Genomic DNA, 11,954 nt, shown 5'->3' on the forward strand with positions numbered 1-11,954 from the left:
TCAGCGTCGTCTTCCCGTGGTCCACGTGCCCGATCGTCCCCACGTTCACGTGCGGCTTCGTCCGCTCGAACTTCGCCTTCGCCATCCCCGTCCTCCCGTCTCGCCCTCCGGGCGGGGCCGCCGCGCCCTACGCGCGCGCCGCCACCTGCCCCTTCACCTGCTCGGCGATCTGGGCCGGGACCTCCTCGTAGTGCGAGGGCTCCATGGTGTAGGTCGCCCGGCCCTGCGTGATGGACCGCACCGTCGTCGCGTACCCGAACATCTCCGCCAGCGGCACGATCGCCCGGACCACCCGGGCCGTGCCCTGCGCCTCCATGGCCACGATGCGGCCCCGGCGGGCGTTCAGGTCGCTGATCACCTCGCCCAGGTACGTCTCCGGGGTGATGACCTCCACCTTCATCATGGGCTCGAGCAGCACCGGGCCGGCCCGCTGCGCCGCCTCCTTGAAGGCCAGGGAGGCGGCGATCTTGAACGCCATCTCGCTGGAGTCCACCTCGTGGGCGGAGCCGTCGAGCAGCGTGGCCCGGACGTCCACGACCGGGTAGCCGGCCAGGATCCCCGCCTCGGCGGCCTCCCGCACCCCCGCCTCCACGGCCGGGATGAACTCGCGGGGGATGACCCCGCCGGTGATCCGGTCGACGAACTCGATCCCCTGACCGCGCGGCAGCGGCTCCAGCGCCAGGACGACGTGGCCGTACTGGCCCCGCCCCCCGGTCTGGCGGATGTAGCGCCCCTCCGCCCGCGCCGGGCCGCGGATGGTCTCCTTGTAGGCCACCTGCGGGCGGCCGACGTTGGCCTCGACCTTGAACTCCCGCAGCAGCCGGTCGACGATGATCTCCAGGTGCAGCTCGCCCATGCCGGCGATGAGCGTCTGGCCGGTCTCGCGGTCGTAGCGCACCTTGAAGGTGGGGTCCTCCTCGGCCAGCTTCGCCAGGGCGGCGGCGAGCTTGTCCTCGTCGGCCTTCGTCTTGGGCTCGACGGCCACGGCGATCACCGGCTCCGGGAACTGGATGGCCTCCAGCACGATGGGGGACTGCTCGTCGCACAGCGTGTCCCCGGTGGTGGTGATCCGCAGCCCGACCGCGGCCACGACGTTCCCGGCGGTGACCTCCGGGATGTCCTCCCGGTGGTTGGCGTGCATCTGCAGGATGCGGGAGACGCGCTCGCGCTGCCCCTTGGTGCTGTTGTAGACGTAGGAGCCCGCGCGCAGCCGCCCGGCGTAGACGCGGAAGTAGGTCAGCTTCCCCACGTAGGGGTCGCTGACGATCTTGAAGGCCAGGGCGGTGAAGGGTTCCTCCTCGCTGGGGTGGCGCACGACGGCCTCCCCTGTGCGCGGGTCGACCCCCTGCACCGGCGGGAGGTCCAGGGGCGAGGGGAGGTAGTCGACGATGGCGTCCAGCAGCGGCTGGACCCCCTTGTTGCGGAAGGCGCTGCCGCAGAGCACGGGGACGAGTCGGGAGGCGAGGGTGCCCTGCCGCAGGGCGGCCCGCAGCTCCTCCTCGCCGATGGGCTCGCCCTCCAGGTACTTGTGCAGCAGCGCCTCGTCGAGCTCGGCCGCCGCCTCCACCAGGCGCTCCCGCAGGGCCTCCGCCTGCGGCCGCAGCGCCTCGGGGATGGCCGTCTCGTCCGACCGCGTCCCCAGGTCGTCCAGGTAGATGATGGAGCGCATGCGGATGAGGTCGACGACGCCACGGAAGTCCTCCTCGGCACCGATGGGCAGCTGCACCGGGACGGCGGGGGCGCCCAGGCGTTCCCGCAGCATGTGCACGACGCGCAGGAAGTCCGCCCCGACGCGGTCCATCTTGTTCACGAAGACGATGCGCGGGACGCGGTAGCGGTCGGCCTGCCGCCAGACCGTCTCCGACTGCGGCTGCACCCCCTCCACCGCCGTCACCAGGACGACGGCGCCGTCGAGGACCCGCAGCGACCGCTCCACCTCCACGGTGAAGTCCACGTGCCCGGGCGTGTCGATGATGTTGATGCGGTGGTCCCGCCACAGGCAGGTGGTGGCGGCCGAGGTGATGGTGATGCCCCGCTCGCGCTCCTGGACCATCCAGTCCATGGTGGCGGAGCCCTCGTCCACCTCGCCCAGCCGGTGCACGCGACCGGTGTAGAAGAGGATGCGCTCCGTCGTCGTCGTCTTCCCCGCGTCGATGTGGGCGACGATGCCGATGTTGCGCGTCCGCTGCAGTCCGATTTTCGCTGTCATGACCACACTCACAGCCATCGCACTCCCGTCACGATCCGCCCGCCGCGCCCCGCCCGCCCGGACGACGCCCGGCCGGACGGCCACTTACCACCGATAGTGCGCGAACGCCTTGTTGGCCTCGGCCATCCGGTGCGTGTCCTCCCGCTTCTTCACGGCGCCGCCCTGGCCCGCGGCGGCGTCCAGGAGCTCCGCCGCCAGCTTGGCCGGCATGCCCCGCCGGTCCTTGCGCTGTCGGGCGTAGACCACCAGCCAGCGCAGCCCCAGCGACAGCCGCCGCTCCGGGCGCACCTCCACCGGCACCTGGTAGGTCGCCCCGCCCACCCGGCGCGGCCGCACCTCCAGGACCGGCATGACGTTTTGCAGGGCCCGGTCCAGCACCTTGACCGGGTCCTGCCCCGCCTTCTCCTGCACCTCGCGGAAGGCCTGGTAGACGATCCGCTCGGCCAGGCTCTTCTTGCCGCGCTCCATCACCCGGTTGATCAGGCGGGCCACCACCGAGTTCCCGTAGACCGGATCGCCCGGGATCTCGCGCTGCGGCACCGGACCCTTGCGTGGCATCGCTCCTCCCGCTCCGCCTCAGGCCGTCTTCGGGCGCTTGGCCCCGTACTTCGACCGGCCCCGCCGGCGCTCGGCCACCCCCGCGGCGTCGAGCGCGCCGCGAATGATGTGGTAGCGGATGCCCGGCAGGTCCTTCACCCGCCCGCCGCGGATGAGGACGACCGAGTGCTCCTGCAGGTTGTGCCCGATCCCCGGGATGTAGGCGGTCACCTCCATCCCGTTGGTCAGCCGCACCCGGGCGATCTTCCGCAGCGCCGAGTTCGGCTTCTTGGGCGTCGTCGTCTTCACCTGGATGCAGACGCCCCGCTTTTGCGGGCTGCCCTGCAGCGCAGGCGACTTGCTCTTGCCGCGGAGCGGCTCCCGCCCGTGGCGCACCAGTTGGGCAATCGTCGGCACGCGTTCCTCGCCTCCTCGGGCACGGTCACGGTCCCTCCCCGCTCCCTCCCGTCACGGTCACGCCCGCGACGGACCGTAGAGAGACGGCACCCCCCGGACCCGGCCGAGGGGCGGAAGCCCGTGCGATGTCCGGACCGGCGGCCCGGATTATCGCTACGTCTTCGTCTCCCTGCGATTGACGCTGCGCCATACGAGGCACCCAGGCTGGTGCCCTGCGGCGCATCCAAGGGCCTCTCCGAGGGGACGGGGAGCGATGCTACGGTACGGTGGAGAGCCCCGTCTCGTCCGCCGGATCGCCACCGGCCTCCGGCGGTATTGTCGGCCTCACGACCGCCGCGGCAGAGGCGCCCACGGCGATCCCGCAGGCGCGGCCCAGGTCACGCATCCCGTCCACCTCGAGGACAGGCACGCCCCGCGCCTGCGCCGCCCGGAGGACCGGTTCGGTCACCCGCCGGTCGGCGTCCCGGGCGACGACCACCAGGACCGCCCGGCCCCGCTCCACCGCCTTGAGCGTCTGGTTGGCGCCCACGGCGCGGGCTGGCGCGTGCCGGATCCGCTCCAGCCCCTCCTGGGACCCGCCGGCGTCCTGTGGGCCACGCACCTCAGCCTGTTCGGCCATGGCGTAACCCGAGGAAGGATAGCACCCCTCTTTGGGGATGTCAAAGGGCGGTCCGGAGCCCCTGGAGCATCCCAACCGCCCTGACCCGGGAACGTCTGAAGCTTCCCCTAATTGAGCATACGGATGGTGGTCGAATGGCCCAGAACACCCTGCAGCGTCGCATCCTGGCCCACTTCGACGACCACCGCGCCGACGCTGAGGAGGTGACCGCCCACCTCCTGGCCGGTCAGCTCGGCGCTCCGGTCGAGGAGGTGGCCGCCGAGCTGGAGACCCTGGCCCGCCTGGGGAACCTCACCCGCAAGGCCGGCCCCGAGGGAGAGGTGCGGTACAGCGCGGGCCCCCGCCGCCGCCTCCTGGGGGCCATGCTGGTGGAAGCCGGGATCCTCACCCCCCACCAGTTGCAGGAGGCCCTGGCCGAGCAGGCCCAGACCGGCGACCGCCTCGGGAGGATCCTGCTCGAGCGGGGGTACGTCTCCAAGCAGACGCTGGGGCAGTTCCTCGAGGCCCAGCGAGGCATCCCCTACGTCAACCTCCCCGCCTACCCCATCGACGAGGGGCTGGTCCGCCGCCTCCCGGAATGGGTGGTCATCCAGCACAAGGTGCTGCCGCTGGGCCGCGCCGGGGGGGAGATCCACCTGGCCATGCTCGACCCCACCGACGTGGTGGCCATGGACATCGTGGGCCGCCTGCTGCGGGGGCGGGTGCGGCCCTTCCTCATCACCGAGCGGGATTTCGACTGGGCGCTCAGCCGCTTCTTCGACGTCGACCGCCGGGTGGGTGAGAGCCTCCCCGGCCTGCCGGTCGGGGAGGGCGAGGGGGACGCCGCCCGTCCCGTGGCCGTGGCGGACGTCGCGGACGAGGCGCCGGTCGTTCGCGTCCTCAACTCGATCATCCTGGACGCCCTGCGCAGCGGGGCCACCGACGTCCACATCGAGCCCGACGTGGAGCGCGCCCGGGTGCGCTTCCGCATCGACGGCGTCCTCTACGACAAGACCCTCCTGCCCCGGGGCGCGGCCGCTGCGGTCATCTCGCGGCTGAAGGTGCTGGCCGGGATGGACATCTCCGAGCGCACGCGCCCACAGGACGGCCGCATCGTCCTCTCCGTGGAGGGGCGCGAGGTCGACCTGCGCGTGGCCACGGTGGGGACGGCCTTCGGTGAGCGCGTGGCCGTCCGGCTGCTCAGCACCCGGACCGTCCTCCTCGGGCTGGGGCGGCTGGGTCTCTTCCTCGAGCAGCAGGAGCTGCTGCAGGCGCTCCTGCAACGTCCGCATGGCATGCTGCTGGTCACCGGGCCGACGGGGAGTGGCAAGACGACGACGCTGTACGCCGCCCTCAGCCACCTGAACCAGCGCACCCGCAACATCATGACCATCGAAGACCCGGTGGAGTACCGGCTGCCAGGGATCGCCCAGATCCCCGTGCGGGAGAAGGCCGGGATCACCTTCGGGGTGGGGCTGCGGGCGATCCTGCGCCAGGACCCCGACATCGTGATGGTCGGGGAGATCCGCGACGCGGAGACGGCCGCCATCGCCGTCCAGGCCGCCCTCACCGGGCACCTGGTGCTCAGCACCCTGCACACCAGCAGCGCCGCCGGGGCGCTGGTGCGGCTGATGGAGATGCGCATCGAGCCCTACCTGCTGACCTCCTCAGTGATCGCCGTGCTGGGGCAGCGGCTGGTGCGCATCCTGTGCTCGGCGTGCCGGCGGCGCACCCGGGCCCGGGAGGCCGAGCTGCGCCTCCTCGACCTGCCTCCCGACCGGCGGGTGACCCTCTACCGCCCGGTCGGGTGCCCGGAGTGCGGCGGCATCGGCTACCACGGACGGACGGGCGTCTTCGAGATCCTCGTGCTCAACGACACCATCCGCGAGATGGTCCTGGAGCGCCGCCCGGCCCGGGCGATCCAGGCCGCGGCGCGGGAGGCGGAGATGCTCTCCCTCCGCCAGGCGGCGGTGCGCAAGGTCCTCGAGGGCGTGACCAGCCTGGAGGAGCTGCAGCGGCTGGTCCTCGCGGAGGTGGAGTGAGGGGATGCCGAGCTTCGAGTACGTCTCGCGGGACGCGCGCAGCGCCCTGGTCCGCGGCCAGGTAGAGGCGCTCACCGACGCCGAGGCCCGCGCCTGGCTCCGGCAGCAGGGGCTGTTCGTCACCGCGCTGACGGAACGGCGGCCGCCCCGGCGGGGAACGACGCGAACCGTCGCGGATGTCGCCCTCCTGGCATACCACCTGGCCACCCTGGTGGGGGCGGGGCTGCCGCTGCTGCAGGGGTTCCAGGCCCTGGCCGAGCAGCTGGACGACCCACGCCTGCGGGCACTGGTCGAGGCCCTGGCCGCCGACATCCAGGAGGGCCGCCAGCTCTCGGCCGCCATGGCCCGGCGGCCGGACGTCTTCTCCCCCGTCGTCGTGGGCATCGTCCGCAGCGGCGAGGTGGGGGGCCGCCTGGACGAGGCCCTGGCCCGGCTGGCCGCCTATCTGGAGCGGGAGCTGGAATTCCGCCGCCGCGTCCGCGACGCCCTGCTCTACCCCGGGTTCGTCTTGGTCCTGGCGCTGGCGGTCCTGGGCGTCTTCCTCGCGGTGATCATCCCGGCCTTCGACCGGGTCTACCGCAGCGCCGGGGCGGAACTGCCGGCGCTGACACAGGCCCTAGTCATGGCCAGCCGCCTGGTGCGGGCGAACCTCCTCGTCCTGGTCGCCGGGGTGCCGGTCGTCCTGCTGCCCCCGGTGCGCCGGCGTTTCTGGGAGGCGGTGGCCGCGCCGCTGCTGGCCCTCGGGCAACGGGTGGGGCCGATCCGTGGGCTGGCCCACACCCTGCAGCTGGCCCGCTTCACCCAGGCCCTGGGCGCGCTGCTGCAGAGCGGGGTGCCCGTGCTGACGGCCATCGAGGTGGCGCGCGAGGCGGGCGCCTCCCCCGCATTCGCCCGGGTGACGGAAGCGTTGCAGGCGTCCATCAGTGAGGGGCGGCGTCTCAGCGAGGGCATGCGCGCCACCGGCACCTTCCCGCCGCTGGTGGTGCGGATGGTGGCCCTGGGCGAGGAGTCGGGGCGGCTGGACGCCATGGTGGTGCGGGTCGGGGAGGTCCTCGACCGCGAGTTCGAACGCGCGGTGCGCCGCCTGCTGGCCTTCCTCGAGCCGGTGCTGACGCTGGCCCTGGGGGCGCTCGTCGGCTTCATACTGCTGGCGCTCTACCTGCCGATCTTCGGGCTGGGTCGGTCGCTCACCCGTTGAGCGGCACGGCACAGGCCGGGGGTCTCGGTGTATGGCAAGCCGGGCATATAGCCCTGGTACTACATGAGAAAGGAGGACAGGCAATGCAGGACTCGTCTAGAGAAGGTGGCTTCACCTTCGTCGAGCTACTCGCCGTCGTGCTGCTGCTGGGCATCCTGGTCCTGGTGGCGCTGCCCAACTACTTCGGGGCGGAGAACGACGCCAAGGTCGCCGTGGACAACGCCAACGTGCGGGCGATCAACGCGGCCCTGGCGCTGTACCGGTTCAAGAACAACGCCTGCCCGGGCCAGGGGGCCCAGCCGTCCTTTGCCAGCTTCCTGGCGGACACGGCGTACTTCCCGGATGGCAGCCCGGTGGACCCGCGTGATGCAGACGGCACACCCGACGCCGACGACTACGTCGCCGCCTACAGCGCGAGCTCGTGCCGACTGCCGGCCAGCCACTCACACGACTGAGACCGGCGGGGCTCGCCTTCGGGCGAGCCCCAACCCTACGAGCATGCGGGGTGTCGGCGAGGCGGGAGTCTCGTTCGTCGAGGTCATCATCGCCGTCTCCCTCCTTGCCCTCCTGCTGCTGGTCACCCTGCCCCAGCTCGCGACCCCCGCGGAGGTCGAGGTGCGGCGCGCTGCGCAGATCGTGGCCGCCGACCTGGCCATGAGCCGGCGGCTGGCCATCGCCCGCCGGCGCGATTACGTCGTCACCTTCACCCCGCCCGGCGGCCCCTATACCAGCTACACCGTCCAGCCCGCCGGCGGCCCGACCGAGCCCGACTTCCCGAAGACGCTGCCGGCCGGGGTGACCGTCACCGGCACGGAGCGCCTGACCTTCGCCCCGTCGGGGGCGGCCGACGTCGCCGCCCTGCTCAGCTTCAGCGTGGGAGCGGTCTCGGGGCAGGTCGAGGTGGTGGCGGCCACGGGCCACGTGCGCCTGACGCTGCCATGAAGCCGTCGGCGGGCGAGGGCGGCGCCAGCCTGGTCGAGCTCCTGGTGGCCGTGGTCCTCATCGGCCTGGCCCTGGTGCCGCTGATGGAACTCTACCCCGTGGTCCTGTCCGGGACAGCCGGCGCGGAGACCGACCTGGTGCTGGGCGTCGTCGCCAGCCGCAAGGCCGAGGAGATCCTCACCCGCCTGCGCGCCGACATCACCAGCGTCTCCTCCGGGAGCGAGCCCTGCTCGGACCGACCGCAGTGTCTGCTCACCTGGACGGTCGAGGTCGAAGGGAGCAGCCCGTCGCCGGGGGTGGGCTCGCTGCGGGCAGTGCAGGTGACGGCCTGCCTGGACGGGGACGGCGACGGCACCTGCGGAGCGGCCGAGCCCCAGGTGGGCTATGCCACCAAGGTCACCTCGCGCCCCTGAGACCGGCGCCACCCTCCTCGAGGTGCTGGCGGCGCTGCTCCTGCTGGGGCTCGTCGTCGGTGGGTTGCTGCCGCTGCTGAGCACGGGGCAGCTGATCGCCGAGGAGACCGACCCTCGACAGGCGATGAGCCGGACCGCCCGGGTGGCCCTGGACAGGCTCTTGCGCGAGGTGCGCGCCGCAGAGTCGTTCCGGACGCTGGCGCCGGGGATGATCCGCTTCACGCTCTTTTGGGGCGACGGCACCGGTGCCGCGCCCACGGTGGAGTACAGCCTGAACGGCGCCACCGGGGAGCTGGGGTACCGCTGGCGCGACAACTGGGACTACCGGCGGCAAATCACGGTCCGAGCCCGGGATGCGGTGCCGGCCGGGTACAGCGTGGTCCTGCAGTTCAACCACGCGGCGCTGGTGAGGGCAGGACGGAGCCTGGCCAGCGGAGACGACGTGCGCGTGCGCTACTGGACGGGGACGCGGCTCGTCGAGCTGGACCGGGTGGTGGACCCCGACCCCCTCCACGGCTGGAACCAGAACGACACCCGGATCTGGTTCCGGCTGCAGACGGCCATGGCCGATGGCACGACGAACGCCAACTACTACCTCTACTACGGGAATCCCGCCGCGGGCCCCCCGCCGGCCAATGGCGACCATGTCTTCCTCGTCGACGAGGACGGCACCGCCATGTACACCGGCGAGTGGATCCGACGCGACACGCGGGACGGGACCTACAGCGCCTCCCCCGGAGGGCTCCGGTTCGTCGACGCCACCCCCGGCAGCCCAAATGCGTACCGGCAGCTATCCAAAGCTCTGGTCCACGACGACGTGGAGATCCTCTGGGGGTTTGTCACCGTCGCGAGCAGCAACAACGGCCGGCAGGTGGGGATGAGCGCCAGGCTGAGCGATGCCGGTGAGGGCTATTGGGTCACACCGGGCAGGACGGAGAGTAATGACGAGCTTCGGCTGTGGGAATCCCCGGGCTGGGGTAATCCGGGAACCCCCCTCGATGACCAGGGGAGCGTCGCAATCGCAAACGACGTTCGTTACCTGGCCCGGCTGCACCTGCTGGGGAGGACCTTTCGCGCGCGGATCTGGCAGGAGGGGAACGCCGAACCGGGCGGCTGGCTCTCGGAGCGGTTGCGGGGTGCGTTCCGCTCCTCGGGCAACCACATCGCCCTGGTCAATGGGGTGAATGACCCGATGGATCACCGGTCCTACCGCATCATCGTGCGGACGCTGGTGGACCGCGAACCGCAGATCACGCTCGGGCCAGAGGTCGCCGGGGCTCGTAACGATCCTCTGGCGGCACTGGGCGGGCCCTTCCGCTCCCTGACGGTCGCCTGCCTCGACGACGCCGGGACGGCGATCTCGTGCGCCACCCCGACGCTGGTGCGGACGGTGGAAGTCACCCTGGTGGCCATGGATCCCGCCGGGCGCGTCCCGGACATGACGTTCCGCGGACGGGCGATGCGGCAGAGCCCGTGAGACCGATTCCTGCCCTCGATCCATGGGCGAGCGGCGTCCGCCCTCACCACCAACCACCACTGGGTCCGGGCCCCGTGCTGTTCCGTAGCGGTTCGACGTCCGTCCTGCGCGACGAGCGGGGGGTGGCGCTGCCGCTGGCCCTGCTCATCGTGGTCGTCCTGGCGCTCCTCGTCACCGCCCTGGCCGAGACGACGACGGCCGAGCTCGAGGTCCAGCTGCGCACCCGCTGGGACACGCAGGCCCTCTACCTGGCCACCGCCGGCGTGGAACACCAGCTCTACGCCTTCAAGGCCAACCGCGACGCGGGGGCCGTGGGGTCGGTCCTCGTGCCTGCGAGCGGACCGCACCGCTACACCGTCACCTGCACCTGTGTCCTCAACTGCGGCGCCACGCTCTGCCCGGTCGCCCCCGGGGCCCTCGGCACCAACCCCGGCACCCGCCGCTGGGAGCTCCTCTCCACGGGCGAAGTGCGGCGCCAGGAGCCGGACGGCAGCTTCACCCTCCTGCAGGACCGCACGGTCCGCGCGCTGGTGGAGGTGGTCTACGCCGGCCCGGGGCCGACGCGCGCCCCGGACCAGGTGACCATCCTCCGCTGGGAAGAGGTCTACCCGTGAGCGCCCTGTCCGCAGCCGCAGCCGGCGCTTGCCTCGCCCCCGCGCAGGCCGGACGCCGCCTCGCGGGGCTCCTGGCCGGCGGCGCCCTGCTGGCCTCCGTCGCCCTCGTCCCGCTGCTGCCGCCCGTGGCGCTCAAGGCCCGGGCCACGCTCGCCCTGGGAGCGCTGGCGCTCGGAGCCCTCTACCTGTGGGCGCGCACCGGGACGCGGCGCACCTCGCTGGATGGCCCGGTCCTCCTCTACCTGGGCGCCGCCGCCCTGGCCACGCTCGCTGCGCCCGACCCGCTCGTGAGCTTCTACCCCTCGCGCTTCCGCGGCGAGGGCCTGGCCGTCCTCCTCGCCCTGGGCGCGCTCACGCTGGCCGGGGCCCGCCTCGGCCCCCGCGCGGGCTGGTGGATGATGGTCGCGACGGTCACCGGCGCCGTGATGATCGGCGTCGTCGCCGTGCTGGAGTTCTACGGGCTGGACCCGCTGCCAGCGTGGGGGCTGCGGCGTTCACCGGCGGGCCTCTTCGACGGGCGCGCCTACGTCACGATGGGGAACCCGATCTTCCTGGGCGCGCACATGGTGCTGGCCCTGCCGCTGGCGCTGGCGGCAGGGCTCGACCGCCCGCGGCGCACCTGGGCACTGACGCTGCTCGCTGCCGGCGTGCTCTTCGCCGGGCTGGTGGCCTCCCAGACGCGGGGGGCCTGGGTCGGCCTGGTCGTGGCGCTGCTCGTCCTGGCGGGACTGGCGCGCGGGCGGCCCACAGTGGGGGAGCAGCCGGGGAGGACAGTCGGGAGACAGGGACGCGCCGCCAGCGCGAGCAGGCCATCCCGCCGCGTGGTGCAGGCCGCGGTCCTCTTCGCCGCCGTGGCGGCGCTCATGGGCCTCACCCGTCCGCAGGCGGCCCTCGGCGGGCGGGTCGCCTCCACCGCCGACCTCTCCACGCCGTCGCTGCAGATCCGCCTCTACCTGTGGCGCCACACCCTGCCGCTCGTCGCCGAGCGGCCGCTGCTGGGCTGGGGTTTCTCCGCGCTGGTCGGGCGCTTCCCCGACTACGGCTCGCCGACCTACCGGCGACTCTTCGGCGAGCGGCTGCACCTGATCGACTCCCCGCACAACGAGCTGCTGCACGTGGCCCTGAGCACGGGCCTGGTAGGCCTCGCCGCCTACCTGTGGGCGTGGGTACGAGCGGCACGGGGCCTGTGGGGACGGTGGCGGCGGGGCGGCGACCGGCTGGCCGCGGGGTGCCTCGCCGGCCTGGGGGGCTACGCAGTGTGGCTGCAGTCCGGGTGGAGCCTGCTCGGGCCGATGAACCTCGCCTGGGCGATCCTGGCCCTGGGGGCGGCAACCGCGCCGGCGGACGGGGCGACGGGGGTCTCGCCCCGTCCGGACCCGGTCGGATCGGCGGGCGCGGCCGGGCAGGGCCCTAGCAGGGTGCTGAAAATCGCATGTTTATGAGAGTCAACCCCCTCATCGACCTCCGACCGGCTACGAGGTTGCGCTGGATGGCCTGGTCGCGGCCC

13 protein-coding genes are annotated in these 11,954 nt (G+C 72.7%); 8 read left to right on the forward strand and 5 right to left on the reverse strand.

What is annotated here, in order from left to right; all coding sequences use genetic code 11:
• From RB146_13345 to RB146_13365, 5 genes are all read right to left on the reverse strand, one after another.
• Positions 1–85: GTP-binding protein (locus RB146_13345; GenBank protein ID MDQ7829952.1), on the reverse strand; the 85-nt coding region annotated here is incomplete at its 3' end.
• A 42-nt stretch (positions 86–127) separates the two neighbouring features.
• On the reverse strand, positions 128–2,209 hold the full coding sequence (fusA, locus tag RB146_13350; protein ID MDQ7829953.1) for an elongation factor G: 2,082 nt from the start codon (positions 2,207–2,209) through the stop codon (positions 128–130).
• An 84-nt stretch (positions 2,210–2,293) separates the two neighbouring features.
• Positions 2,294–2,767, reverse strand: coding sequence for a 30S ribosomal protein S7 (gene rpsG / locus RB146_13355; protein ID MDQ7829954.1), 474 nt, complete (start codon positions 2,765–2,767; stop codon positions 2,294–2,296).
• A gap of 18 nt (positions 2,768–2,785) precedes the next feature.
• Positions 2,786–3,163, reverse strand: a complete 378-nt coding sequence (gene rpsL, locus RB146_13360; GenBank protein ID MDQ7829955.1) for a 30S ribosomal protein S12 — start codon at positions 3,161–3,163, stop codon at positions 2,786–2,788.
• 256 nt (positions 3,164–3,419) lie between these two features.
• The gene (locus tag RB146_13365; protein MDQ7829956.1) at positions 3,420–3,764 is read right to left on the reverse strand and encodes a ribosomal L7Ae/L30e/S12e/Gadd45 family protein; all 345 of its coding nucleotides are present in this window, start codon (positions 3,762–3,764) and stop codon (positions 3,420–3,422) included.
• Between the two features lie 152 nt (positions 3,765–3,916).
• Between RB146_13365 and RB146_13370 the strand changes: the two genes are divergently transcribed.
• The 8 genes from RB146_13370 (at position 3,917) to RB146_13405 (ending at position 11,889) form a co-directional block, all read left to right on the forward strand.
• Positions 3,917–5,803: an ATPase, T2SS/T4P/T4SS family gene (locus tag RB146_13370; GenBank protein MDQ7829957.1), complete on the forward strand. Its 1,887-nt coding sequence runs from the start codon at positions 3,917–3,919 to the stop codon at positions 5,801–5,803.
• 4 nt (positions 5,804–5,807) lie between these two features.
• Positions 5,808–7,001: a type II secretion system F family protein gene (locus RB146_13375; protein MDQ7829958.1), complete on the forward strand. Its 1,194-nt coding sequence runs from the start codon at positions 5,808–5,810 to the stop codon at positions 6,999–7,001.
• 83 nt (positions 7,002–7,084) lie between these two features.
• Positions 7,085–7,456: a prepilin-type N-terminal cleavage/methylation domain-containing protein gene (locus RB146_13380; protein MDQ7829959.1), complete on the forward strand. Its 372-nt coding sequence runs from the start codon at positions 7,085–7,087 to the stop codon at positions 7,454–7,456.
• A 43-nt stretch (positions 7,457–7,499) separates the two neighbouring features.
• Positions 7,500–7,943 (forward strand): hypothetical protein, encoded by a 444-nt coding sequence (locus RB146_13385; protein ID MDQ7829960.1) that lies wholly within the window; start codon positions 7,500–7,502, stop codon positions 7,941–7,943.
• Positions 7,940–8,356, forward strand: a complete 417-nt coding sequence (locus tag RB146_13390) for a hypothetical protein (GenBank protein MDQ7829961.1) — start codon at positions 7,940–7,942, stop codon at positions 8,354–8,356. Before RB146_13385 ends, RB146_13390 begins: the two co-directional genes overlap by 4 nt.
• Positions 8,328–9,833, forward strand: a complete 1,506-nt coding sequence (locus tag RB146_13395; protein MDQ7829962.1) for a hypothetical protein — start codon at positions 8,328–8,330, stop codon at positions 9,831–9,833. Before RB146_13390 ends, RB146_13395 begins: the two co-directional genes overlap by 29 nt.
• A 74-nt stretch (positions 9,834–9,907) precedes the next feature.
• Complete coding sequence (locus RB146_13400; protein MDQ7829963.1) at positions 9,908–10,447, forward strand: hypothetical protein; 540 nt, start codon at positions 9,908–9,910, stop codon at positions 10,445–10,447.
• Complete coding sequence (locus RB146_13405; protein ID MDQ7829964.1) at positions 10,444–11,889, forward strand: O-antigen ligase family protein; 1,446 nt, start codon at positions 10,444–10,446, stop codon at positions 11,887–11,889. Before RB146_13400 ends, RB146_13405 begins: the two co-directional genes overlap by 4 nt.
• The last annotated feature ends 65 nt before the right edge of the window (positions 11,890–11,954 follow it).

Source organism: Armatimonadota bacterium (assembly GCA_031081585.1).
Lineage (GTDB): Bacteria > Sysuimicrobiota > Sysuimicrobiia > Sysuimicrobiales > Humicultoraceae > Geohabitans > Geohabitans tengchongensis.

Bases quoted from the DNA above. Each gene is read 5' to 3' on its own strand.
- RB146_13375 (MDQ7829958.1), top strand. From the start codon at position 5,808: ATGCCGAGCTTCGAGTACGTCTCGCGGGACGCGCGCAGCGCCCTGGTC.
- RB146_13370 (MDQ7829957.1), top strand. From the start codon at position 3,917: ATGGCCCAGAACACCCTGCAGCGTCGCATCCTGGCCCACTTCGACGAC.
- RB146_13385 (MDQ7829960.1), top strand. From the start codon at position 7,500: ATGCGGGGTGTCGGCGAGGCGGGAGTCTCGTTCGTCGAGGTCATCATC.
- rpsG (MDQ7829954.1), bottom strand. From the start codon at position 2,767: ATGCCACGCAAGGGTCCGGTGCCGCAGCGCGAGATCCCGGGCGATCCG.
- RB146_13390 (MDQ7829961.1), top strand. From the start codon at position 7,940: ATGAAGCCGTCGGCGGGCGAGGGCGGCGCCAGCCTGGTCGAGCTCCTG.
- fusA (MDQ7829953.1), bottom strand. From the start codon at position 2,209: ATGACAGCGAAAATCGGACTGCAGCGGACGCGCAACATCGGCATCGTC.
- RB146_13380 (MDQ7829959.1), top strand. From the start codon at position 7,085: ATGCAGGACTCGTCTAGAGAAGGTGGCTTCACCTTCGTCGAGCTACTC.
- RB146_13395 (MDQ7829962.1), top strand. From the start codon at position 8,328: ATGCCACCAAGGTCACCTCGCGCCCCTGAGACCGGCGCCACCCTCCTC.